General features: G+C 69.3%; 24 protein-coding genes. 8 read left to right on the top strand and 16 right to left on the bottom strand.

All coding sequences use genetic code 11. The features are described from left to right. Nucleotides 1–95: 95 nt before the first annotated feature. The gene (locus H9622_RS15800; protein WP_225221815.1) at nt 96–398 is read left to right on the top strand and encodes an FtsX-like permease family protein; all 303 of its coding nucleotides are present in this window, start codon (nt 96–98) and stop codon (nt 396–398) included. Nucleotides 399–591: 193 nt separating this feature from the next. Here the strand turns inward: H9622_RS15800 and H9622_RS06815 are convergent, their stop codons facing one another. The 4 genes from H9622_RS06815 to H9622_RS06800 form a co-directional block, all read right to left on the bottom strand. Beyond that, complete coding sequence (locus H9622_RS06815; RefSeq protein WP_191765463.1) at nt 592–1761, bottom strand: thiolase family protein; 1170 nt, start codon at nt 1759–1761, stop codon at nt 592–594. A 1-nt stretch (nt 1762) separates the two neighbouring features. Further along, nucleotides 1763–2434, bottom strand: coding sequence for a 3-oxoacid CoA-transferase subunit B (locus H9622_RS06810; protein WP_191765461.1), 672 nt, complete (start codon nt 2432–2434; stop codon nt 1763–1765). After that, entirely contained in the window at nt 2431–3204 is a 774-nt protein-coding gene (locus H9622_RS06805; RefSeq protein ID WP_191765459.1) for a 3-oxoacid CoA-transferase subunit A, read from the bottom strand. Before H9622_RS06805 ends, H9622_RS06810 begins: the two co-directional genes overlap by 4 nt. Before the next feature lie 67 nt (nt 3205–3271). Further along, nucleotides 3272–3742 (bottom strand): Lrp/AsnC family transcriptional regulator, encoded by a 471-nt coding sequence (locus tag H9622_RS06800; protein WP_191765457.1) that lies wholly within the window; start codon nt 3740–3742, stop codon nt 3272–3274. Nucleotides 3743–3915: 173 nt separating this feature from the next. Here H9622_RS06800 and ald point away from each other — a divergent pair, with 173 nt between their 5' ends. Next, nucleotides 3916–5001, top strand: coding sequence for an alanine dehydrogenase (ald, locus tag H9622_RS06795; RefSeq protein ID WP_191765455.1), 1086 nt, complete (start codon nt 3916–3918; stop codon nt 4999–5001). A 38-nt stretch (nt 5002–5039) separates the two neighbouring features. Beyond that, nucleotides 5040–5393: a LysR family transcriptional regulator gene (locus H9622_RS06790; RefSeq protein WP_191765453.1), complete on the top strand. Its 354-nt coding sequence runs from the start codon at nt 5040–5042 to the stop codon at nt 5391–5393. 163 nt (nt 5394–5556) lie between these two features. Here the strand turns inward: H9622_RS06790 and H9622_RS06785 are convergent, their stop codons facing one another. The 5 genes from H9622_RS06785 to H9622_RS06765 are packed head-to-tail and all read right to left on the bottom strand — an operon-like array spanning nt 5557 to nt 11482. Beyond that, a complete protein-coding gene (locus H9622_RS06785) occupies nt 5557–6009 on the bottom strand; it encodes a nuclear transport factor 2 family protein (RefSeq protein ID WP_191765451.1) in 453 nt (150 codons plus the stop codon). A 7-nt stretch (nt 6010–6016) separates the two neighbouring features. Further along, nucleotides 6017–7555, bottom strand: a complete 1539-nt coding sequence (gcvPB, locus tag H9622_RS06780; protein WP_191765450.1) for an aminomethyl-transferring glycine dehydrogenase subunit GcvPB — start codon at nt 7553–7555, stop codon at nt 6017–6019. Further along, nucleotides 7552–8952: an aminomethyl-transferring glycine dehydrogenase subunit GcvPA gene (gcvPA, locus tag H9622_RS06775; protein ID WP_191765448.1), complete on the bottom strand. Its 1401-nt coding sequence runs from the start codon at nt 8950–8952 to the stop codon at nt 7552–7554. Before gcvPA ends, gcvPB begins: the two co-directional genes overlap by 4 nt. 36 nt (nt 8953–8988) lie before the next feature. After that, the gene (locus H9622_RS06770) at nt 8989–10083 is read right to left on the bottom strand and encodes an ATP-NAD kinase family protein (protein ID WP_191765446.1); all 1095 of its coding nucleotides are present in this window, start codon (nt 10081–10083) and stop codon (nt 8989–8991) included. 28 nt (nt 10084–10111) lie between these two features. Beyond that, a complete protein-coding gene (locus tag H9622_RS06765) occupies nt 10112–11482 on the bottom strand; it encodes an aminotransferase (protein ID WP_191765444.1) in 1371 nt (456 codons plus the stop codon). A gap of 119 nt (nt 11483–11601) precedes the next feature. Here H9622_RS06765 and H9622_RS06760 point away from each other — a divergent pair, with 119 nt between their 5' ends. The 3 genes from H9622_RS06760 to H9622_RS06750 are packed head-to-tail and all read left to right on the top strand — an operon-like array spanning nt 11602 to nt 15050. Further along, nucleotides 11602–13071: an NAD-dependent succinate-semialdehyde dehydrogenase gene (locus H9622_RS06760; RefSeq protein ID WP_191765442.1), complete on the top strand. Its 1470-nt coding sequence runs from the start codon at nt 11602–11604 to the stop codon at nt 13069–13071. Between the two features lie 41 nt (nt 13072–13112). Then, nucleotides 13113–13916, top strand: a complete 804-nt coding sequence (locus H9622_RS06755) for an IclR family transcriptional regulator domain-containing protein (protein WP_191765440.1) — start codon at nt 13113–13115, stop codon at nt 13914–13916. Between the two features lie 51 nt (nt 13917–13967). Next, entirely contained in the window at nt 13968–15050 is a 1083-nt protein-coding gene (locus tag H9622_RS06750; RefSeq protein ID WP_191765438.1) for an NADH:flavin oxidoreductase/NADH oxidase, read from the top strand. Nucleotides 15051–15095: 45 nt separating this feature from the next. On the opposite strand, the gene H9622_RS06745 is transcribed toward H9622_RS06750, so the two are convergent. The 7 genes from H9622_RS06745 to H9622_RS06715 all read right to left on the bottom strand — a co-directional run bounded on the left by H9622_RS06745 (nt 15096) and on the right by H9622_RS06715 (nt 22562). After that, nucleotides 15096–15428, bottom strand: coding sequence for a (2Fe-2S)-binding protein (locus H9622_RS06745; RefSeq protein ID WP_191765436.1), 333 nt, complete (start codon nt 15426–15428; stop codon nt 15096–15098). Beyond that, nucleotides 15425–16369 (bottom strand): dihydrodipicolinate synthase family protein, encoded by a 945-nt coding sequence (locus H9622_RS06740; RefSeq protein ID WP_191765434.1) that lies wholly within the window; start codon nt 16367–16369, stop codon nt 15425–15427. Before H9622_RS06740 ends, H9622_RS06745 begins: the two co-directional genes overlap by 4 nt. 33 nt (nt 16370–16402) lie before the next feature. Beyond that, nucleotides 16403–19099, bottom strand: coding sequence for an FAD-dependent oxidoreductase (locus tag H9622_RS06735; protein ID WP_191765432.1), 2697 nt, complete (start codon nt 19097–19099; stop codon nt 16403–16405). Between the two features lie 3 nt (nt 19100–19102). Next, nucleotides 19103–19963 carry a transporter substrate-binding domain-containing protein gene (locus tag H9622_RS06730; RefSeq protein WP_191765430.1) on the bottom strand — a complete coding sequence of 287 codons (861 nt, stop codon included), beginning with the start codon at nt 19961–19963 and terminating at the stop codon, nt 19103–19105. A 63-nt stretch (nt 19964–20026) separates the two neighbouring features. Then, a complete protein-coding gene (locus H9622_RS06725) occupies nt 20027–20803 on the bottom strand; it encodes an amino acid ABC transporter permease (protein ID WP_191765428.1) in 777 nt (258 codons plus the stop codon). After that, entirely contained in the window at nt 20803–21603 is an 801-nt protein-coding gene (locus tag H9622_RS06720; protein WP_225221566.1) for an amino acid ABC transporter ATP-binding protein, read from the bottom strand. Before H9622_RS06720 ends, H9622_RS06725 begins: the two co-directional genes overlap by 1 nt. Then, nucleotides 21600–22562, bottom strand: coding sequence for a VOC family protein (locus tag H9622_RS06715; RefSeq protein WP_191765426.1), 963 nt, complete (start codon nt 22560–22562; stop codon nt 21600–21602). Before H9622_RS06715 ends, H9622_RS06720 begins: the two co-directional genes overlap by 4 nt. Nucleotides 22563–22738: 176 nt before the next feature. Between H9622_RS06715 and H9622_RS06710 the strand changes: the two genes are divergently transcribed. Both H9622_RS06710 and H9622_RS06705 read left to right on the top strand, forming a co-directional pair. After that, the gene (locus H9622_RS06710; RefSeq protein ID WP_191765424.1) at nt 22739–23536 is read left to right on the top strand and encodes an SDR family NAD(P)-dependent oxidoreductase; all 798 of its coding nucleotides are present in this window, start codon (nt 22739–22741) and stop codon (nt 23534–23536) included. Between the two features lie 11 nt (nt 23537–23547). Further along, a complete protein-coding gene (locus tag H9622_RS06705; protein ID WP_191765422.1) occupies nt 23548–24306 on the top strand; it encodes an SDR family NAD(P)-dependent oxidoreductase in 759 nt (252 codons plus the stop codon).

Raw genomic sequence — 24306 nt, 5'->3', positions numbered from 1 at the left:
CACGCGCCGGTGCCCTTCGCGCCGGCCTGGTCGAGGATGACGTCCACCAGCGGCTGCCCGGTGGCGGCGTCGACCTGGCGGAGCACCTCGGCGGTATGAAGGCGATGGGGATGGGCAACGGGCGGGTCTTCAGCCTGTTCAGCCTCGAAGCCGCGTTCATCGGATTCCTCGGCAGCGCGATCGGAGTGGCAGTCGCCATCATCGCGGGCAGCGCGCTGAGCTCGTCGCTCTCCACAACGCTCCTGGCAGACCTGCCGGGCCTCACCCTCATCGCTTTCGACCCTGTCGCCATCACCGGCATCATCGTCGTCGTCATGGCGATCGCCTTCCTCGCCGGCACCCTTCCGGCGGCACGGGCCGCACGCGCCGATCCGGTGGAGTCGCTCCGCTACGAGTAGCAGGGCGCGCGGGCGATCGCCACGCTGAGACGGACCGCCGAGCATGAAGAGAGCCCGCGATCCCAAAGGGTTCGCGGGGCTTCGACATGGCGGTGACGGTGGGATGTGGACGCGTGGCGAACCACGTCAGGCGGTACGCGCTGACGCCGACGACGGCCCACCGGCCGCACGCGCCGGCTCACGCCCGCACCGCTCATCGTTCGAGCACGACCGCCAGTCCCTGGCCGACGCCGATGCACAGGGCGGCGACCGCGACACCCCCGCCGCGCCGCTTGAGCTCGTGCGCGGCGTGCCCGATGATCCGTCCTCCCGACGCTCCGAGCGGGTGGCCGATGGCGATCGCCCCGCCGTGGATGTTGACCCGGTCGGGATCGAGGTCTGGCCATCCGGCCAGGCACCCGAGGGATTGGGACGCGAAGGCTTCGTTGAGTTCGACGAGATCGACGTCGGCCCATGTGCGGCCAGCACGCGCGAGCGCCAGGTTCGCCGCCTCGACGGGCGCGATCCCGAAGACGTCGGGGTCGTTGCCGAAGACGCCTCGGCCCGTGATCCGGGCGAGCGGCTCCGAATCGAGGATGCCCTCCGCGCCGAGCAGGACTGCCGAAGCGCCGTCATTGATCGGTGACGAGTTGCCTGCGGTGACCGTGCCGTCGGCGGCGAAGAGCGCCTTCAGCCCGCCGAGCTTCTCGAGCGTCGTGTCGTCGCGGATCCCCTCGTCACGGGCGAGCTCGGCACCGGGCACCTGAACGATCTCGTCATCGTAGGCGCCCGCGGTCCATGCCTGGGCGGCGAGGCGGTGGCTGCGCAGCGCGAAGGCGTCCTGCGCGTCGCGGGAGATCCCGTAGATGCCTGCGAGCTTCTCGGCCGACTGACCGTTCGAGATGGTCCACTCGCCCGGCAGGGCGGGGTTCGTCATCCGCCAGCCGATCGCCGTGTTCCACAGAGTCTGATTGCCCACGGCCGGCCACGGCTTCGGCGACTTCTCGACGACGAACGGGGCACGGCTCATCGACTCGACGCCCCCGGCGAGCACGACCGAGACATCACCGGCCTCGATCGCCCGTGACCCCTGGATGACCGCCTCCACCGAGGATCCGCAGAGCCGGTTCACCGTCACCCCCGACACCGACGTGGGGAAGCCCGCAAGGAGGGCACCGAAACGTGCGACATTCCGGTTGTCTTCCCCCGCCTGATTCGCGTCGCCGAAGATCACATCGTCGATGCGCGCCGGATCCAGGCCCGTACGGTCGACGACGGCCCGCATGACGAGAGCGGCGAGGTCGTCGGGCCGCGTGCCCGCGAGCGCGCCGCCAGCCCGTCCGAAGGGCGTCCGGACGGCGTCGTAGACAAGGGTGGCGGGCATGTCAGTCTCCCGGGACGGATGCCGCGGCATCCGTTCGATCGATCAGTTCGAGGCCGATCAGCTCGGCCAGCGAGGGCACCGTGTTGTCGCCGAAGGCCTCGCGCACCGCGAAACGGCCGGCCTCGATGTCGAACACGGCGTGGTCGGTGTAGACGCGGTTGACGCAGCCGACTCCGGTAAGCGGGTAGGTGCAGGCGTCGACGAGCTTGGACTCGCCCGTCTTGGTGAGCAGGTCCGTCATGACGTAGACCCGCTTTGCGCCGATGGCGAGATCCATCGCTCCGCCGACGGCGGGGATCGCGCCGGGTGCGCCCGTGGACCAGTTGGCGAGATCGCCGGTCTGCGAGACCTGGAACGCGCCGAGCACACACACGCCGAGGTGCCCGCCGCGCATCATCGCGAACGAGTCGGCGTGGTGGAAGTACGCCGCTCCCGCCAGCGCGGTGACGGGCTGCTTTCCGGCGTTGATGAGGTCGGGATCGATTCGGCCCGGCTGCGGAGCCTCACCCATGCCGAGCAGTCCGTTCTCGGTGTGGAGGATGATCTCGAGGTCGTGGGGGAGGTAGTTGGCGACGAGCGTGGGCGCCCCGATGCCGAGATTGACATATGCACCCTCGGGGATGTCGGCGGCGATGCGGCGCGCGAGGTGATCGCGCGAGAGACGCGTGCTCACTGCTCGACCTCCGCGGTTCCGGATGCTTCGAACGGCGCGGGTCTGCCTTCGATGTCCACGCCCCCGACGAACGCGCCGGCGTGCAGCCACGGCCGCTCGCCGACGGCGACGACGCGGTCGACGAAGATCCCGGGCGTGACCACGGCCTCCGGGTCGAGTGCGCCCAGTGGGACGATCTCGTCCACCTGCACGACGGTGGTCGCGGCCGCTGTGGCCATGATCGGTCCGAAGTTGCGTGCGGTCTCGCGGTAGACGAGGTTGCCCCAGCGGTCGCCCTTCCACGCGGAGATGAGTGCGTAGTCGGCGCGGATCGGGTATTCGAGCACGTACCTGCGCCCGTCGATGGTGCGCTCCTCCTTGCCGTCCGCGAGGGTCGTCCCCACTCCCGTCGGCGAGAAGAACGCTCCGATCCCCGCACCGGCGGCGCGGATGCGCTCGGCCAGGTTCCCCTGCGGGACGAGCTCGAGCTCGATCTCTCCCGCACGGTACAGCTCGTCGAAGACCCACGAGTCGTGCTGGCGCGGGAACGAGCAGACGATCTTCCGCACGCGCTTCTTCGCGAGGAGAGCGGCGAGTCCGGTGTCGCCGTTGCCGGCGTTGTTGTTCACGATCGTGAGACCGGTCGCACCGCCGTCGATCAGCGCGTCGATCAGCTCGACGGGCTGACCGGCGCGACCGAAGCCGCCGATCATGACGGTCGCGCCGTCGGGGATGCCTGCGACGGCGGCCGCAGCATCCGTCACGGTCTTGTCGATCACAATAGCTCCCATGTGTTCGTTTTACGTACACGTGTTCGGTATGCGACCAGCCTACCCCAGGAACACCGCGAGCGCGGAGTCAGTCGAAGTCGGCTGCCAGGCCGTTGCGGTGGTACTCGAAGATGATGCTCGTGCGGGTGGAGGCCACACTGGCGTGAGCCGACATGCGCTCGACCACGAATCTGCGTACGGCGGACGAGTCGGCCACTGCGATGTGCACGAGGAAGTCGTCCGACCCGCCGACGAAGAAGACCTGAAGCACCTCCGGCAGCCGCCGGGCGTGGTGAGTGAAAGCCCGAATGCTCTCGTGCCTGGCGCCGGGACGCAGGGTCACCCCGATGACCGCCTGCAGGCCGCGACCCAGAGCAGTCTGATCAGCAGCGGCGTGGAAACCGGTGACGACGCCGCGGTCGACCAGAGAGCGCATTCGGGAGTGCGCGGTGGACGGGGCGACGCCCAACTGGGCGGCGAGGGCGGCGTTGGTCATGCGTGCGTCGGCGCCCAGCAGGGCGAGGATGCGTTCGTCCACGGCATCCAGAGGCTCAGTCATGGCGAAGATTCTCTCTCAGATCGACGAAATGGCGAACATTGTGCACCGGATGCGCTGATAATTCGGCGTGCAAGGCATCGATTGTTCGATCTTGAATGCATTTTGCGGAACCTTTTGCGAACCTCATACCGTCTCGACGGCCCCTGGACCGTCAGCTGAGTGGAGGAGCGAAGATGCACATCGGTGTGCCGACAGAGATCAAGAACAACGAGCGCCGGGTCGCGATGACGCCTGCGGCCGTGGACGCGCTGGTACGGCGCGGCCACACCGTCTCCGTGCAGAGTGGGGCGGGCGTCGGCAGCGCGTTCTCGGACGACGCATACCGGATCGCCGGCGCCCGCCTCGTCGACAGCGCCGCGGAGGCGTGGGGCTCTGCCGAGATGGTCGTCAAGGTGAAAGAGCCGATCGCCGCCGAGTACGGCTACCTGCGCGACGACCTCACCCTCTTCACGTTCCTGCACCTCGCCGCCGACCGCCCGCTCACCGACGCTCTCGTCGACTCCGGCACGACCGCGATCGCCTACGAGACCGTGCAGACGCCCGACCGTGCTCTACCGCTGCTCGCCCCGATGAGTGAGGTCGCGGGGCGGCTGTCGATAGCGGCCGGCGCGAACGCCCTCCTGAGCCCCGCCGGGGGCCGCGGGATGCTGCTGGGCGGGGTCCCCGGCGCTCCCAAGGCCAAGGTCGTCGTGATCGGCGGCGGCGTCGCGGGTGAGCACGCCACGGCGAACGCCCTCGGTCTCGGCGCTGATGTCACCGTCATCGACATCTCGCTTCCGAAGCTGCGCTCGCTCGAGGCGCGCTATCAGGGTGCGATCCAGACGCGCTACTCGACCCGCTACGAGATCGCCGAGCAGCTCGCCGAGGCCGACCTCGTCATCGGCTCGGTGCTCATCCCCGGCGCCGCCGCGCCCAAGCTGGTCACCGACGACATGGTCGCCGGGATGAAGAAGGGCTCGGTGCTCGTCGACATCGCGATCGATCAGGGCGGATGCTTCGAAGGCTCGCGCCCGACCACCCACGACGAGCCCACCTTCCCGGTGCACGATTCGCTCTACTACTGCGTGGCCAACATGCCCGGCGCCGCACCGCACACCTCGACCCGTGCACTGGTGAACGCCACCCTCCCCTACGTGACCGCCGTCGCCGACAAGGGCTGGGATGCGGCGGCCGACGCCGACGCTGCGCTCGCGCTGGGCCTCAATGTGCGCGGGGGCGAGGTTCGCAATGCCGCGGTTCGCGCGGCCTTCTCGCTCTGAGAGCGCGCGGGATCGAATGTCACGGTGACACCCGCGTCATGATCGACGACCTTCACACGCTGCGCAGCTTCGTCGCGGTCGTCGACTGCGGTTCGGTCGTGGCCGCCGCCCGCCACCGCGGCTACAGCACCGCGGCGGTGTCCCGGCAGCTCGGAAGGCTGCAGCGGCGGCTCGGTGTGAGGCTCTTCGAACCCGCCGGCCGAGGCATCCGCGCCACCGACGAAGGCCGGCGCCTCGCGGATGAGGCCCGGCAGCTCATCACACAGGTGCGCATATTCGAGGACGCCGCGAGCGCGATCGCCCGAGAGGCGACGGCGACGTTGCCCGCACCGAAGGCGCTGTCCGCGTCGGACGGCTCCCTCCTGGTCACGGCGAGAACTCCTTCTCAATGACGGGGCGTCTGCCGTGCTCGTCGCCGGTGAGCGCGCCGGGACGGGGCCATCGCGGTCGCCGCGATCTGCTTCGGCGTCGGCCAGGGTCTCGCGGTCATCCCCCAGCGATGAGGTCGGTGGATCGCCCGATCATGCCAGGACGACTCTGGCGCAATGCAGCCGTTCAGCCCTCCGCGGGGATGATCTGATTCACGAACCGCGCCTCGGTGACCACCCGACGGCGGGTGAACACCCAGCGCCCGTCGATGCGGGAGTAGTCGTCCTCGTAGCGGATGAGGAAGTTGTGGCTCAGGTCGAACGGCAGCCGCCTGTTCTGATGGAAGTCCTCGTAGATGTGGTGCGCGACGCAGTAGACCTCCCCCGTCGCCGTATCGCCGGCGAGGGAGATCTTCTGCGTCGTCACCGAGTGAAGGGTCTTCTGGTAGCGCGCAAGCTGCTCGCGCGGGATCCGGAGCACGTCCTCGAGGCCTCGCACCGTGCTGCCGCTCTCGAACGCGATGTCGTCCGAGAACAGCGAGGCCCACTCCTCCCGGTCGTCGCGGTCGAGGGCGATCGCGTACCGGTGCGACAGGTTCTTGATCGCCAGCTCGTCCAGAAGCAGCGCGAGGTCGGTCATGACCGGGTCATCCGTTGCCGTGCTTGCGTCGGTACGCGGCCCACGTCACAGCCCACGTGTCGGGGTTGTCGAGACCCGACCCGTCGATCTGCGCCACGACCTGGTTGTGCGGAGCGGTGCGCACGAGTTCGGGGTCGCGGCGGCCTTCCTCGAGGACGTGCGCGAGCACGGCGATCCACTCGTCGAGGTCCTCCTTCGACCACATCTCGCCCGCCTCCGGCGTGAAGGGCTCGGGCACGATCCACGGCTCGTGCGCGAGCCAGTACGCGTCGATCCCGAAGTCGGTCATCCGGTTCTGCACATCCACCGTCGACAGGCCGGTCTCGGCGGTGTACTCCTCGAGCGAGTACCGCGTCATCTCCATGCGGGGCAGCGCCTTGCCGGGGAACGACATGGTGACGCCCTTCAGCGCCATCAGGTGCTTCTCCATGTAGTTGTTGGCGAGGAGGGAGAGATCGGATGCCTCGCGCAGCCCATCCGTTCCCATCGCGCGCGTCCACGAGTAGGCCTTGACCAGCTGCTGCACGTTCCCGAGGAACTCGCGCACCCGTCCGACGCTGTGCTCGGGCTCGATCAGGTCGTACACGTCGCCGTTCTTCACGATCCGCGGGCCGGGGAGGAACGGGGCGAGCTCGTCGGAGCAGCCGTAGGCGCCCACCGACGGGCCGTTGCCGCCCTTGGGCACCCCGAAGGTCTTGTGCAGCATGTACATGCACGCGTCGAAGCCGAGGTCGCGGGCGCGCAGACGGGTCATCACGCCGTTGAAGTTGGCATTGTCGTAGAACGCGAGGCCGCCGACCTCGTGCACCGCGTCGATGAACTCCTTGATGTGCGGGTTGTAGATGCCCATGTCGTCGGGGTTGTTGAGCATCAGCGCGGCCGTGTTCGGGCCGATGGCGGCCTTCAGCGCCTCGACGGACGGGTAGCCGTCCTCTTCGATGGGCAGCGTGATGACCTCGAAGCCCGCAGCCTTGGCGGTCGCCGGGTTGCAGGGGTGCGCCTGAGCGGTGGTGACGATGTGCGTCCGCTGCGCCAGCTCGCCGCGCGAGGCGTGATAAGCCCGGGTGACGACCGCGTGGAGGTACGCGGCATCCGCCCCTCCTCCGGGCTGGAAGCTGAACGCATCCATGCCAGACAGGTTTCGCAGCTCGTCTTCGAGCGAGTGCACGATGCCGAGGAGTCCCTGGTACGTCGACGGGTCCTGGCGCGGGTGCACCGCCGCGACCTCGGAGCGAGCGGTGATCTGCTCGTTCACGGTCGGGTTGTGCTTCATCGTGCACGTGCCGAAGAGGCTGATGCCCATCATCCCCATCGTCTGCTGCGACAGGTGCGTGAAGTGGCGGCGCACCTCGTACTCGGCGAGTTCGGGCAGGTCGGCGTCGCGCTCGCGGCGAAGGCTCTGCGGGAACAGCGAGTCGCCGGACTGCGGAGCCCACGACTGCGGCGGGACGACCCCGCGGCGGCCGGGTGCTCCGAGCTCGTAGATGACACCTTCATCCCACGATGCGGCGTGGTAGTCGCGGATGCTGCTGCTGACGGTGCTCATGCCGGCACCACCTCCTCGAGCGCAGAGATCAGTTGTCGGACGTCGTCTTCGGAGATCGCTTCGGTGACGCAGTAAAGCGCGCACTGGTCGAGACCGTCGTGGCTGCCGGTCAGGTCGTGACCACCCAGGATGCCGCGGTCCAGCAGTGCAGCGTTGATCTCGGCGACCGTGCGGCCCGTGCCCGAGAAGTCGACGATGAACTCCTTGAAGATGCGGTCGCCGTAGCGCACCGACACCCCGGGGACCGCGGCGATGAGCTCGGCCGTGCGCCGCGCGTTGGCGGCGACCGTCTCGGACAGTTCGCGCATCCCGGCGGGGCCGAGGAGCGCGAGATAGATCGCGGCGCGCACAGCCCACAGGTACACCGAGTTGCCCGTCCAGTCGTTGCCGAGCTCACGGGCACCGTACGAGCTCTGACCGAACAGCGTCATGCCGAACGCGCGCTCGCCTTCGCGGGTGGTGGGCGCGATGCTCACCTGCAGCGTCGGGAACTGACGGGCGTAGCGCTCCTCGTCGCGCGTGGCGATGAACCCGCCGACGCCGCCGCCGGCGTTCAGGTGGATGCCGAGAGGCTGGATCGACCCGACGATGATGTCGGCGCCGAACGCGGCGGGCGAGGCGAGACCTCCGAGCGAGATCGGGTCGACCCCGACGATCGCATCGGCGCCGACGGCATGCGCGGCTTCGATGATGCGGGCGACGTCGTGCTCGATCACGCCCCACGAGTTGGGGGTCTCGAGGTAGACCGCGGCGACGTCGTCGCCGAGAGCTTCTTGGAGCGCGGGGAGCGAGACCGTGCCCGACTCGGGGTCCATGGCGACCTCGCGGATCTCGAGCGACCCGCCGAGCTCGCGGTAGCCGGCGTAGGTCTCGATCACGAGGCGGCGCTCGCGGTCGATGTTGTCGGGCAGCACGACGACCGAGCGCTGAGTCATCCGCGCAGCCATCCGCAGCGCGTGGCCGGCGGCGCAGCCCCAGCTGTAGACCGGGAGTCCGACGAACTCGAGATCGAGCAGCGCGCCCAGCTCGGATGCGAACTCGAACCAGGCCTGGTTGCGGCCGTGGTCGGAGCTCGGGGTGCCCCACACCGAGGTGGAGATCTCGGGGCGGGCGGTGATCTCGTCGCACAGCGCGGGGATGTGGTGCTTCCAGTAACCGCCGCCGAGGAACGAGATGTGCGAGTCGGTCGACACCCCGCCGCGCAGGCGCCCCTCGATGAGGCGGCGCAATTCGAACTCCGACTTGATGCCTGGAACCGGCTGCACCTTGTCGTCGGCCCGGTGATCGGCGGGGATCTGCGCGAAGAGCTCTTCGGCGTCCGCGATGCCGATCCCGTCGAGCAGCGCCTGCCTGCTGCCCTCCGCAGAGTTCGCCATGTACGGGTGCGACTGACTCATGTGCTTCTCCTGCGCTCGTTCTCTCGTTGGATTCGTTCAGGCCGCCGCGTCGACGACCTTCAGTACTGTGCTCTGGCGCGGACCGGTGTGGACCCGCCGGTAACCGAGGAGCGGATGCTGCGCCCCGTCGCCCGCGGGGTCGGAATCGATCAGCAGCACGGGCGGGAACAGCGCCCCGACCTTGTCTTCGGTTGCGAGGATGCGGATGCGGTCGGCGCCGATCGCCGCGATGACCCGGGCACTGAGCTCCTGGTTGCCTCGCCCGAGGAGGAACCCCTGGCCGCCGACCACCCCGAGGGCGAGGAGCGGTTCAGGCGCGACCGAGACGATCTGGTGGAGGCGCTCCTCGGTCACGTCGAGCTCGACCGTTCCATCGGGGTGGCGCACATCGACGCCGCGGAGCGTGGGGGTGAAGCCCAGCGCCTCGCCGACGGCGCCCGTTGTTGTGCCGGGGCCGACGATCCACGTCGTGGCCTGGTCGGCGGCGCGGACGAGGTTCTGGGCGATCGCGTGCCCGACGATCTCTGCGGCCTGCGACCGCGAAACGGTCTTCGCACCCTGGAGCGCCTCGCGAGAGCGGGGCACCCGCAGCGCGCCGACCACCCCTGTCTCGCCCTCAGCGCCCACGTCGAGCACCTCGGCGGTCGAGACAGAGGCCCGGCCCGCGGCGAAGTCGGCGAGCAGTCGACCGGCCGCTTCGGGCGAGCGCGAGAAGACCTCGGAGTGCATCTTCACTCCCGAGGGGACCCCGACGACGGGGACCGTCTCGCCCAGAGCCTCGGCGAGGTCGGTCGCCGTCCCATCGCCGCCCGCGAAGAGGATCGCGTCCACGCTCTCGCCGGCCAGGCGTCGTGCCGCGGCGATCGTGTCGGCCCGTGTGGTGAGCGAAGCCGGCTCGAGTCCGGCGAGCGCCGAGTGGGCGACGGATGCCTCGGCCAGCGCATCGGCGCCCAGGACTCCGGGGGCAGCGACGATCGAGGCTTCCCCTCCCACCGCGGTGAATCTCTCGAGCGCCCGCACCAGCCGGCGCGCGGCGTGACCCGCGCTCACGGCTTCGCCGTAGCGTGCAGGGTCGAGCGCGTCGGTGCCGTGGAGCGCGAGCATGCCGCCGAAGCCCGCGATCGGGTTCAACAGCACTCCTACGCGCACCACGACGACGCTACTTGCTCCGCAGCTCGCCGACGGCGTGGTCCAGACCTGCGCGCACACCCGCGACCATGCGCTCGAGCTCGTCGGGCGTCGTCACGAACGGAGGCGAGAACGACACCGTGTCGGCTGCCGGGAGGGCGCGGGTGATCACGCCGTTCTCGAGCGCCGCCCGCGTCACGGCTCCGGCGAAGGCGCCCTGCTGGGCGAACGGCCGCAGCGGCTCGCGCGACTCGACGAACTCGACGGCGGCCATGAGACCCCGCCCGCGGATCTCTCCCACGTTCGGGTGATCGGCGAAGGCGGTGTGCAGCAGCTCGTGCAACAGCTTGCCGTTCTCGGCGACGCGGTCGACGAGTCCGTCGCGCTCGATGATGTCGAGGTTCGTCATCGCGGCGGCGGCGGCCAGCGGGTGGGCCGAGTAGGTGTAGCCGTGGCCGAAGCTGCCGTACTTGGCCGAGCCGTCGAGCAGCACCTGCCACACCTTGTCGCTGACGAGCACAGCCGACAGCGGCACGTACGCCGAGGTGATGCCCTTGGCGACGGTCATGAGGTCGGGCTTCATGTTCGTCGACACGCTGCCGAACGAGACCCCGAGGCGGCCGAAGCCGTTGACGACCTCGTCGGCGATGAGGAGCACGTCGTACTTGTCGAGCACCTCCTGGATCTTCGGGAAGTAGGTGTCGGGCGGCACGATCACGCCACCGGCGGCCATGACGGGCTCGGCGATCAGCGCGGCGACGGTCTCGGGGCCTTCGTTCACGATGAAGCGGTCGAGCTCGATGGCGAGCGTCGTGGCGAACTCGTCGTCGGTCTGGCCCGGCTCGCGCTCCCACAGGCCGTGCGGCGGGCGGATGTGGCGGATCATCGGCAGCGGCAGGTCGAAGCCGTCGTGCAGGTTCTTGAGGCCGGTCAGGCCGCCCGAAAGAACGGTGACGCCGTGGTACCCGCGACGGCGCGCGATGATCTTCTTCTTCATGGGGCGTCCGAGGACGTTGTTGTAGTACCAGACCAGCTTGGCCTGGGTGTCGTTCGCGTCCGAGCCGGAGTTGCCGTAGAAGACCTTGCTCATCGGCACGGGCGCCATGTTGATCAGCCGCTCGGACAGGCGGGCGGGAAGATCGGTGCCCATCGAAGAGAAGGCGTGGAAGTACGGAAGCTTCAGCGCCTGCTCGCGCAGGGCCTCGGCCATCTCGGGGTGCGCGTACCCGACATTGACGCACCAGAGCCCGGCCATCGCGTCGAGGTAGTCGCGGCCCGCTCGGTCGGTGACCGTGGCGCCGTGCCCCTCGACGATCGTCATATGGGGGCCGTTCTCAGCGTGCGCCGCCAGATTGGTCATTGGGTGGAACAGGTAGTTGCGGTCCAACTCCTCGACGTGCATTCAGACACCTTCGTTCGTTCGCATTACGCACTTATGGTCGCACTTCGCACATTACCCCCTATGCTGGAGTAGGTTCAAACCCGATCTCGGGATCCGCGTCAGAAAGTTGAGGGCGACCTATGACCACTACTCGTCACGAGCTCCTCGAGGGCGACCTCCTGCGCACTCAGATCTATTACGGCGGACAGTGGCGAGACGGGTCAACGGGCGAACGTCGCCCGGTCACCGACCCGGCGACGGGCGACGAGATCGCCCAGGTGGCCGTTGCCACCGCCGAAGACGTGGAGGCCGCCGTGCTCGCCTCCCATGAGGCGTTCAAGACCTGGTCGAAGGTGCCGGCTCCGCAGCGCGCGAAGCTGCTGCGCCGCTGGTACGACCTCGTGGTCGAGCGTGCCGACGACCTGGCCGCAATCCTCACGGCCGAGCAGGGCAAGCCGCTCGCCGAGGCCAAGGCCGAGGTGCTGTACGGCGCCGGGTTCATCGAATGGTTCGCCGAGGAGTCCAAGCGCCTCTACGGCGAGGTCATCCCCACCAACAACCCCAACCGCCGCATGCTCACCACGCGCAGCGCCGTGGGCGTGACCGCAGCCATCACTCCGTGGAACTTCCCCGCCGCGATGATCCTGCGCAAGGCCTCGCCCGCGCTCGCCGCCGGCTGCACCATGATCATCAAGCCGGCCAGCGAGACGCCGCTGTCGGCCTTCGCCCTCGTGGCGCTGGCCGAAGAGGCCGGCATCCCCGCCGGCGTGCTCAGCGTCGTCAACGGCTCCGGCTCGGTCATCGGCGGCGTGCTCACCAGCCACGACCTCGTGCGCACGATCAGCTTCACCGGCTCGACCGAGGTCGGCCGCACTCTCATGGCGCAGTCTGCCGGCACGATCAAGCGCCTCGCTCTCGAGCTCGGCGGCAACGCGCCGCTCATCGTCTTCGACGACGCCGACCTCGAGAACGCGGTCAAGGGCGCGATGGACTCGAAGTTCCGCAACGCCGGTCAGACGTGCGTCTGCGCCAACCGCATCTACGTACAGGAAGGCATCCACGACCAGTTCGTCGCCCGTCTGTCGGAAGAGGTGGCGAAGCTGCGCGTCGGCGATGGCCGCGAGCCCGGCATCACGCAGGGCCCGCTGATCTCGAAGGCCGCGGTCGAGAAGGTCGAGTCGCACATCGCGGATGCCATGGCCAAGGGTGCGCAGGTGCTCAACGGCGGCGGGATCAGCGAACTGGGCGGCACCTTCTTCTCTCCGACGCTGCTCGTCGGCGCGACGCCCGACATGGTCGTCGCCAAGGAGGAGACGTTCGGCCCCTTGGCGCCGGTCTTCAAGTTCTCGACCGAGGACGAAGCGGTCGCGCTCGCCAATGACACCGAGTTCGGGCTTGCCGGCTACTTCTTCAGCCGCGACATCGGCCGAATCACGCGGGTCGCCGAAGCTCTCGAGGTCGGCGTGGTCGGTGTGAACACGGGCCTCATCTCGTATGAGGGCGCACCGTTCGGCGGGGTCAAGCAGTCGGGCATCGGCCGCGAGGGTTCGCTGCACGGCATCGAGGAGTACACCGAGCTGAAGTACATCTGCATCGAAGGCGTCCTGTGACGGCCGGCCGGCCGTCTGCAGACTGACGAAGGGCCGCCGACATGTTCGACACCGAGAGCGACCGCAAGTCGGGCGAGTTCATCCAGTCCCTCGACCGGGGGCTCGCCGTCATCCGGGCGTTCTCGAATGAGCGCGACCTGCTGTCGCTCGCCGACGTGTCCAAGGCCACCGGCCTGAGCCGGGCATCCGTTCGTCGCGCCCTGCTCACCCTCGAAACCCTCGGCTACGTGGGAAGCCGCCAGAACCGCTTCTACCTGCGGCCTCGCGTGCTCGACCTCGGCTACGCCTTCCTGTCGTCGTCGTCGAGCATCGACATCACCCAGGATCACCTGCGCCGCCTGTCGGCGCGGATCGGCGAGTCGGTCTCGGCGTGCGAGTACGACGACGGCGACGTGGTCTACGTCGCGCGCGCCGCGGCCGAGACGATCATGCCGATCCGCCTCGGCATCGGCCGGCGCCTTCCGGCGTTCTGCACCTCGACGGGCCGCGTGCTGCTGTCGGAGTTCGACGAGGCCCGGCTCGACGAGTACCTGCGCACCTATCCCCGCGAGAAGCTCTCGCCGGCGACGATCGTCGATGAGCACGAGCTGCGCGACAAGATCGCCGAGGTGCGCGCGCAGGGCTGGTCGCTCAACAACCAAGAGGTCGACCTCGGCGCCCGCTCGATCGCGGCGCCGGTCGTCGGCGCCGACGGCCGCTACGTCAGCGCGGTGAACATCTCGGTGTCGACCTCACGCATGTCGGTCGAACAGCTCCGTGAGGAGTACCTGCCGCAGCTGCTCGAGTCGACGACGATGATCAGCGCCGACCTCTCCCTCCTGCGCCGCCGCCGCACCTACGAGTGAGCCGGCGCTCCTACTAGACGACTGACCCACCGCACGACCGAAGGAACCCGAGTGCCCCGCCTGAAGCCCCGCCTGTTCGAGCCCATCACGATCAACGGGCTCACCCTCCCGCACCGGCTGTGGGTGGCACCCATGTGCATGTACTCCTCGGTCGACGGGATGCCGACGGACTGGCACCTCGTGCATCTCGGGTCATTCGCCATCGGCCGTGCGGGGCTCATCATGACCGAGGCGACCGCCGTCTCGCCCGAGGGGCGGATCAGCCCCGACGACGCGGGCATCTGGAAGCACGAGCACATCGAGGCATGGCGCCGCGTGGTCGACTTCGTGCACGGGATGGACAGCCGGATCGGCATCCAGCTCTCGCATGCCGGCCGCAAGGCCGCGACGTACCCGCCGACGCGCGGGCGCGGCTCGGTGCCCGAGAACGAGGGCGGCTGGACGACCGTCGGCCCGTCGCCGATCGCGTACGGCCCGTTCACGACGCCGATCGAGCTGGACGCCGAGGGCATCGCGAAGGTCGTGTCGGACTATGCGGATGCTGCGACCCGTGCCGTCGAGGCCGGCTTCGACCTGGTCGAGATCCACGCCGCGCACGGGTACCTGCTCGGCCAGTTCCTCTCGCCGACGTCGAACCACCGCACCGACGAGTACGGCGGCGACGCCCGCGGCCGCGACCGCCTGCTTCGCGAGGTGATCTCTGCCGTGCGCGAGCGCATCCCGGCCGAGATGCCGCTCGTGCTGCGGATCTCTGCGACCGAGTGGGTGCCGGGCGGGGTCACGGTCGCCGACACGATCGAGACCCTGAGGGGAATCGAGGGCGTGGACCTCGTGAGCGTCTCGTCGGGGGGAAACAGCCCCGACCAGCAGATCCCCGCCGGCCCGGGGTACCAGCAGCCGCTGGCGCGCGAGGTTCGCGCGGCGATCGACGTGCCGGCCGGCGTCGCCGGTCTGATCACGACGCCCGAGCAGGCCGAGGCCGTGCTCGGCGCCGGGGACGCGGATGTCGTATACATCGCCCGGCAGTTCCTGCGCGAGCCCACGTTCGCGCTGCGCGCGGCCGCGGCACTGGGCGGCGAGCTGGCCTGGCCCTGGCAGTACAACCGGGCCAAGTACATCGAGTCCATCCCCTGATCGCGGCGGCCGTGGCACCGCGGATGCCGCGGGCCGCGACACCGGTCAGTGCGAGTGCGCCGCCTCGCCGGCCGTGCCCGCGCCGACCTGGCGCTCGACGGTCATGCCCTCGCGCACCCAGGTGACGCAGGTGCGGGTCTGCGGCACACCGTCGACGACCATGACGCACTCGAAGCACACGCCCATTCCGCAGAAGTAGCCGCGCGGGTCGCCCTCGCCCGTCTCGCGCAGGCCGAGGTCACGGTCGGCCATGACGGCCGCGGCGACGCTCTCGCCCTCGTACGCCTCGGAAGGCCGACCGTCGATAAGGATCTCGACGCGTTGCCCGCGCTCGAGGCCGTGTCCGCCGACACGTCCGTGCGCCTTGGCCGAGCTCATGCCCGGCTCGTCTCCGGCTGAAGCAGACCCTCCTCGACGAGCACGGCCCGCATGGTGGCGAGGTCGGCCGCGTCGGTGACGGGGAGGCGCGGCCGGCGGACGTGCCCGGCGGGCTGCCCGAGCATGTGCATGAGCGCCTTCAGCTGCGCCTGGTACGAACCGTAGTGGCCCGCCCAGCCGCCCGGCAGCCACAGCTTCGGGAAGAGGCGGTCGGCACGCTCGGCGTACTCCTCCATCGGCGCGAAGTCGCCCTTCCAGTAGTTCTCCCAGAACTCGGGGTCGGGACGGCCGTTCAGCGACCCGCCGCCGACGAAGCCGTCGCCTCCCTCGGTGCGCAGCACTTCGACGCCGCGTGCCGACATGTACGGGCCGAAGACACGCACCCGGTCGCGCACACGGCGCGACGTCTCGAAGAACTGGTCGGCGTTGGGCGTGCTGTCCTTGATCGCGACGACCGCCTCGACGTCGGCGAGCCGGTCGGCCAGGTCGCTGTCGATGTCGATCCCCGTGCCGTGCGGCCAGTTGTAGACCACCAGCGGTCCCGCGACGCGCTCGCTGATGTCTTCGTACCAGGCGACGACCTCGTTCGGGAAGAGCTTGATGTAGGGCGGCGGCGAGGCCAGCACCCCGTCTGCGCCGGCGCCGAGCGCGTGCGAGGCGAGCTCCTGCACGTTGTCGGCGGTGTTGGACGTGCAGCCGATGAGAACACGCATGCGTCCCGCCGCGGCGGCGACCGCAGTCTCTGCCACAGCCTTGCGCTCGTCGACGCTCTGCGAGAACCACTCGCCGCACGTGCCGTTGACGACGACGCCGTGCATGCCACGTTCGGCATACTGCTCGATCAGCGCGTGCAGAGTGTCGGTGTCGAGTGCGCCCGACTCGGTGAACGGGGTGACGACGGCGGGGAAGTATCCCGCCCAGTCGACGTCGTTGCGATCCATCAGCAGCTGCTCCTGTTCGTAGTTGTGGTCTGGTCAGGCGCGAGCGCGCTCCACCGTGCGATCGAGCGAGAATCGCTCGTCGAACGGGGATGCCTCGGCCGGGTCGAGGATCATCTCGGCGATCTGCCGAGCGTAGATGGGAGAGAAGGTGAAGCCGGTCGATGCAACGCAGGCGAAATAGCCGGGCACCTGCACCGACTCGCCGACGATCGGAGAGTAGTCGTCGGTGAACGCGATGACGCCCGACCAGGTGCGCACCACGCGCACGTCTTCGAGCTGGGGCACCACGTCGAGGGCGACCCGCAGGTTGCCGGCGGCGCTGTTCCACGTCGTCGGGTAGCGGCGGGGGTAGCCGGCGTACGGGGTGGGCCAGCCGCCGCCGATGATGAACGAGCCGTGGTGCGTCTGCTTGAGGGTCAGCCGGCGGCCGATGTGCTGCACCATCGACGGCAGCAGCGGAGTGCGGGCCTCGGTGACGTTGACGTGCAGACCCTCGCGGCGGATCGGGAAGTTCAATCCGACCATCTCGCCGAGATCGCCCGCCCAGCCGCCGCCGCAGTTGACGACGCGGCGAGCGCGGATCGTGCCCGAATTCGTGCGCACGAGGAACCGGCGTGACGCCGACGACTCATCCACCTCGATCGAGAAGACCTCGGCGCCGGTGCGCACGCGCGCCCCGTGCTCGACCGCCCGGCGCGCATACAGCGGCGCCACGATCAGAGGGTTCGCGTGCCCTTCGAGGTCGCAGTACGTCGCGCCGATGATCCGGTCGGAGAAGTACGGCGCGCGGTCGCGCAGATCCGCGCCCGTGAGCACCTCGGTGTGGATGCCGGCCTCTTCTTCGAGCAGGTGCTTCTCGTGCAGGAGCGTGAGTTGCTCATTCGTCTCGGCGACCATCCAGCCGCCGGTCTGGTGCAGGCCGACGTCGGCGCCGAGCTCATCGCTCAGAGTCTTCCACAGGCCGTACGCCTCGACGCTCGCCCGCGCGTCGCTGAGAAGCCGCGACCGGTCGGCGTCGGTGCCGGCGCCCGAGAGCTGGTGGATCGCGAGCTGGAAGTGGAAGCTTCCGGCGTTGGTTCCGGATGCTTCGCGGTTGAGCTGTCCGCGATCGAGAAGCTCCACCTCCACCCCGCCCTTGGCGAGGTAGTAGGCGACCGCGGTGCCGGCGATGCCGCCGCCGATCACGAGCACGTCGGTGTCGGTGACCGGGCCGCCGGCGCGCCTGACGATCTCGGAGGGGACGACGTCGGTGCGCTCAGGCTCGAGCGGCGCGTCGTCCTTGCGCTGGAAGAGGCCGGGGTCGACCACGTTCGCGTCGGCGATCGCGCCGATTCCGACCGGCCGCACGGGCATGCGCGGGGTGGCAGGGGCGACCTCGGCCATGGGCACGCGGCTCTTCTCTGCGATCATGGCGGCGATGTGCCGGCCGCACATCCGGCCCTGGCACGGTCCCATGCCGGCGCGGGTGAGAGCCTTCACGGCGCTGATCTCGGGGGCGGTGTCGACCGCGGCCTGAACCTCGGCCTGGGCGACGCCCTCGCAGCGGCAGACGGTGGTCTCGGCATCCGCGAGACCGAACACTCCGTCGCCGACGCTGTACATGCGCTGCGTGGCGCGGGTGAGCGCCCGGCGACGGGCCAGTCGGCGCAGGAGGGGGCGAGCAGAGCCGGTCGCGGCCTCGGCGCTGAGCAGACCGGCGTCCTGCGCGACGGCATAGGCGGCGATGCGGCCCTCGTCGGCGGCGACCGCCGAGCCCTCGACGCCGGCACCGTCACCGGCCGCGTACACGCCGGCGACCTCGGTGCGGCACCACTCGTCCTTGCGGACGACCGGGCCGCCCAGGTCTTCGACGGTGTCGAAGCTCGCACCCGCGAGGCGCAGCAGTTCGGCGCTCGGGGTGAATCCGTAGCCGACGCAGAGCACGTCCGCTTCGACGGACTCCTCGGTGCCGGGGATGACGCGCCACTGCGAGTCGACGCGCGCGTGCACGACCCGCTCGACGCGCCCGTCGCCCTCGGCCCGCACGATCATTCGGCGGTAGCGGAGGGGGATGCGGTGCGCGATGAGAGAGGACTGGTACTTCGCGGCATCCATCAGCAGCCCGACGTTGCCCGGTGCGACGGCGGCGATCTTCGCGAGATCCACGGCCGACGGCGCGGGCCCGGCTTCGAGTGCGGTGACGATGTTCGCCCCGTATCCGGCGAGCTGCGCCGGGAAGGCGAGCGCGACGGGGCCCGAGCCGGCGAAGACGGTGCGCTGGCCGGGGATGAACGCCTGGGTCTTGGCGAGGGTCTGGAGTCCGCCGGCGGTGATGACGCCGGGAAGCGTCCAGCCGGGGAAGACGACGGGACGATCGTGCGCGCCCGCGGCGACGATCACCCGACGTGCGCGGATCGCCGCGACCGGATCGCCATCGGTGTGCACCATGGCGATCCAGCCGTCAGCGTCGGGCTCGAGGTCGACCACGCTCGTGCGCAGCAGCACGGTCGCATCGGATGCCTCAGCCTCGTCGATCAGCTCGCGTCCTGCGAGGTACTGCTTGCCCATCGCCTTGGCGTCGGTCACGCGCATCCCCGGTCCGGGCTGCTTGTAGACCTGTCCGCCGAGGGTGGGCCGCTCGTCGATGAGCACGGTACGGAGTCCCGCATCCGCCGCCGTCGACGCCGCCGCCATTCCTGCGGGGCCTCCTCCGACGATCAGGACGTCGTACTCGTGCTCATCGACGGGCATAGGTCAGCAGCCTCCGGGCATCTCGGGCATGGTCGGAGCCATCCACTTCGTGTACAGCTCTTCCAGCGTCCCATCGTTCTGCGCCTTGCAGAGGAACGCATCGAGCGCCTCCACGAGCGCGGAGTTGTCCTTCTGGACTCCCCATGCGCCGTAGTACAGGCTCAGCGGCTCGTCGAGGTCGAGAGCGGTCAGCTGGTCGGGGTTCGAGCGGTCGAACTCGGCGAGGATGTAGTCCTCGACGACGACCGCGTCGGCACGGCCCGTGGCGACCTCGAGCAGCGCGGCGTTCTGGTCCGGGAAGCCGGCCACCGTCGCATTGGGGAAGGTGTCGCGCACCAGCTGCTCGCCCGTCGAGCCCTGGAGGGCCGTGATGACCACGCCTTCCTTGTTGTAGTCCTCGATCGTCGAGCCCAGCTCCGAACCCGGCGCGACGCCGAGGATGGTGGCGTAGGGCACGTAGCCGCGGCTGAAGTCGATGACTTCCTTGCGCTCGTCGGTGGCGCCGAGGCCGACCGACACCATGTCGAACTGCGCGGCCTGCAGGCCCGGGATCAGTCCGTTGAAGTCGAGGTTCTGGATGTCGAGCTCGACGTCGAGTTCTTCGGCGAGCGCGTTCAGAAGGTCGACGTCGTAGCCGCTGGGGGTGTCGCCCTCGAGGAACATCTGCGGCTTGTACTGCAGGTTCATGCCGACGACGAGGGTGCCCGGCGTCATGAGCCCGATGTCTTCGGCGCTCCCGCCGTCGGACTCCTCGGGAGCGGCCGAGCCGCCCCCGCCGGCGCAAGCCGTCAGCGCCAGTGCTGCAGCCGCTGCGGCGGCGACCAGTGGCAGGCGCAGGCCTTTCATGCTGAATCGTGCGTTCACGAGATTCTCCTATCGATGTGATTCGGGTTCGGTGCGGATGTGGTGCTGGGCTTGGGTAACCGCCTACTTGGGCGTGTAGACGGTGCCGGTGGCGGGCGTGACCGCCTTCACGCGGGCGGCGAGCGCGACGATCTCGCGACGCTGGTGCGCGCGCAGTCCGCGGCCGACGACCCCCATCGGCGGGCGCACGTAGGCGTTCTCGATCATGCGGAAGACGAAGTCGATCGCGAATGCGGCGAGCACGTAGATGATCGCGGCCGCGGTGTAGAGCACGAACGGCTGGAAGGTGGTCGCGACGAGGTTCTGCGTGACGCGCACGACTTCGAGCAGACCGATGACGGTGAAGGTCGAGGTGTCCTTCACCATGCCGATGAACATGCTGCCGATGTTGGGGAGCGCGATCTTCACGGCCTGCGGAAGGGTGACCGAGAAGAAGATCTGGTGCGGCCGCATGCCGAGCGCGAGACCCGCCTCGGTGTGGCCCGAGGGGACGGCCTGCAGGGCCGAGCGGAAGATCTCGGCGAAGAACGCGCTGTAGAGCAGCGAGAGCGCGATGACACCGGCTTGGAAGACGGTGAATCGGATGCCGAGAACCAGCGCCAGACCGAAGTACACCCAGATGACGCTCACGAGCGCCGGGACACCGCGGAAGATGTTGATGTACGCGACCGCGATCCAGTTGAACGGCTTGGGCGCCGAACGCAGGACCGCGAGGAGCAGCCCGAAGACGAGCGAGATCACGAGGCCGACGACGGCGACCGCCGCGGCGGTCCACAGCCCCGCGAGCAGTGCCTCGCGGTACTCCCAGACGAGACCCCAGTCGTAATCGAAGATCGACATCACATCACCGCCTGGAGGAACTGCTTGGCGCGCTCGCTCTTGCAGTTCTCGTAGAAGCCGCGAGGACCGGACTCGACGATGCGGCCGTCCTCCATGAACACGTTGAGATCGCCGATCTCTTTGGCGAAGCCGAGCTCGTGGGTGACGACGACCATCGTCATTCCCGTCTCGGCGACTTCGCGCATCGTCTTGAGCACCTCGCCGACCAGTTCGGGGTCGAGCGCCGAGGTGGGCTCGTCGAAGAGGATCACCTCGGGGTCGAGCGCAAGCGCACGTGCGATCGCGACGCGCTGCTGCTGGCCGCCGCTGAGCTCGGCGGGGTAGTTCGCGGCCCGGTCGATCAGGCCGACCCGCCGCAACGCGATCGCGGCCTTCTCGCGGGCCTTGCCCCGGCTCATGCCGTGCACCTTGCGCAGCGGCAGGGCCACGTTGTCGAGCGCGCACAGGTGCGGGAACAGGTTGAACTGCTGGAAGACCATGCCCACCCGGCGGCGGAGCGCCAGGCGTCCGCCGCGCTTTCCGGACTCGCCGGGAAGGCCCGGGCCGAACTCGATGCCGTCGACCTTGAGGGATCCGGAGTCAGGCTCGGCCAGCATGTTCATGCTGCGCAGCACCGTCGACTTGCCCGAACCCGATGGGCCGAACAGCACGACGTGCTGACCCCGCTCGACCGTGAGGTCGATGTCGAAGAGGACCTGCGTCTTGCCGAAAGACTTGTTGATGCCGCGCAGCTCGATGATCGGCAGGTGGGCTGATGCACCCGTCGTCGATCCGGCGGCAGCCGGTGCGTGGCCGCTCATGCGCGCACCTCCGAGACGCTCACGTACAGACCGTCGGGATCGCCGAAGTAGGCGTAGCGCCAGCTCTGGCCGTCGGGCATGCGGATCTCGGCGGGCTCGCCGACGAGGTCGACGCCGATCGACCCGAGGTACTCGATCGCGAGATCGAGGTTGCGGGCGCCGATGGAGAACTCGAACGTGCCGAGGTGACCCCACTCGCCGCGCATGTCGGGTCCGGCAGGCGTCTGCTCGACGGGCTCGAGGGATCCGCCGTGCGGGCTCATCAGCAGCATCATCCGCTGGCTGGGGGGCTGGCGGCCGACGTCGAGGAACCACTGGTTCATCGGCTCGTTGATGCCGGCCATGTCGAAGAGCTTCGACGTGAAGCCGAGCTTGCGGTAGAACGCCTCGGTGCGGTCGGAGCTGCCCACACCGAACGCGACGTGGTTCACACCCTGCGGGCCGTCGGGGTAGGGCCAGCCCGATTCGAGCGACCGCCACTCGATGAACTCGATCTTGGCTCCGTCCGGATCCTCTACATAAGAGAGGCCGCAATGGGTGTCGTACGGCTCGAGGATCTGGTCGTTGGGCTCCATCAGCACCTTGTGACCGGCCGCGACGAGCGACTCGTGGAACTCCTCGTACGACCGCACGTGGATGCACACCTCGCAGATGCCGGGCTCGCCGTAAGCGAAGCCGTCGGGCAGCGGCGGCTGCGGCCGGTTGGTGATCTGCACCAACTTGATACCCGAGCGGCCGAGGACGGTCGGCTGCGAGCTGCGCAGGTAGACGACGCGCGCCTCGGTGGCGTCGTGGCCCGACACGGTGTCGAGACCGGGAAGGGGGCCGGTGTAGTCGAAGGCGACGTCGACGAAGCCGAGCTCCGCATAGAAGCGGAGCGAGGCGTCCATGTCGGACACGCCGACGCCGATGTGATCGAGACCCAAAAGGGTCCCGAATCGGAAATCTGCTGTGGTCAAGTCCGGGTCCTTCCCATCGGCTCCCCTCACGCGTCGCGCGGGCGCAGGCGGTCGGGTGTTGTAGCGATGTTTGCACAACGAACACTTGTCCGCAATACGAACAAGTTCGTTCGGATTGCGGAGAGCTGTGCGCATACCGTACATTGGCGATCAATCCGACAGGAAGGGTCGAGACCTTGGCACACGACCGTCCGCCCACCGCTGAGGCGAACATCGCCACGGCCGCGGCATCCGGGATGCTGCAGGGCCGCCGCTTCCTCGTCACCGGTGGCGCGCGCGGCCTCGGCGCCGCGATCGTCCGCACCTTCGCGGACCACGGTGCGAACGGACTGATCGTCGACCTGAAGGCTCCGGAAGACGTCGGTCTTCCCTGGCCGTTCACCGCCGCCGACGTGACGGACGAAGGCGCGATGCGCGCCGCGACCGAGGCCTACGTCTCCGCGCACGGCCCGTTCGACGGGGTCGTCGCAGCCGCGGGGATCGTTCCCTCGTGGCAGTCGCCGGAAGAGCTCAACCTCGCCGACTTCGATCGCACCATGGCCGTCAACGTCCGTGGCACGGTCGTCACCGTCAAGAGCGTTGCGGCGACCCTGCCCCCCGGATCCACGATCGTCGCGATCGGGTCGCTGAACTCGTGGAAGGGCGACCCGAACATCGTGTCGTACGTCGCGAGCAAGCACGCCGTGCTCGGAGTCGTCCGCAGCACCGCTCTCGCCCTCGGCCGCCGAGGCATCCGCGTGAACGCCGTCGCGCCCGGCCCCGTCGCCACCGAAGCCCTCCTCTCCCGCATCGACAGCCGCGCCTCTTCGACGGGTCTCGACCGCGACGCGTCGCTCGCGCGCGCGGCCGAACTCACCGCACTGGGCCGCCTCGCCACCGAACAGGACATCGCCGACGCCGTGCTCTTCCTCTCTTCTCCCCTGTCTGCAGCCATCTCGGGGCAGCTGCTGCCCGTCGACGGCGGAATCCTCTGAAGGGCACCGACATGGCGACACTCGAAGATCGAACGGCGCTCATCACCGGGGTCTCGGGGGCGATCGGCGGTGAACTCGCGCGCGTGTTCGCGCGCGAGGGCGCGAAGGTGATCGGCACCTACCGCAGCCGCCAGGATGCCGCCGAACAGGCCGTTGCCAGCCTGCCGGCCGACCGCCGCACGCTGATCCAGGCCGGATTCGGCGGCGGTGAGAGCGCACGAGAGCTCTGGCGCTCCGCGTGCGAGAGCGGTCCCGTCGACACCGTCGTGGTCAACGCGGCCGCGATGGCCACAACGCCGCTGTCGGGCGACGACGAGGCGTGGGATGACGGATGGCTCGAGGCGCTGCAGGTGAACGCGATCGCGGCATCCACCCTCATGCGCGAAGCGGCGAAGACCTTCGCCGAGCGCGGGTCGGGGTCGATCATCGCGATCTCGAGCTGGGCAGCCGAACAGGGCAGCCGCATCCCCGACGTCGGCGCGTACGCGGCCTCGAAGGCCGCACTGCGCAACTTCGCGCAGACCCTCGCCCGCGCCTACGCGCGTACGGGAGTCCGCGTGTACACGATCGCGCCCGGAGTCGTCGACGGCGGCATGGGCACGGCCGACCTCGACCCCGATGAGGTCCGCGCTGTGGCGGAGGGACTCGTGATGGGCCGGCACGTCGCGGTGTCGGAGATCGCCGAGCTGGCCGCCTTCCTCGCAACAGACAGATGCCCGAGCCTCACGGGGTCGACGCTCGACCTCAACGGGGCCTCGTACATCAGGTGA

The organism is Microbacterium gallinarum, from assembly GCF_014837165.1.
GTDB lineage: Bacteria > Actinomycetota > Actinomycetes > Actinomycetales > Microbacteriaceae > Microbacterium > Microbacterium gallinarum.
This window is presented reverse-complemented; position numbering and strand designations above follow the sequence as displayed.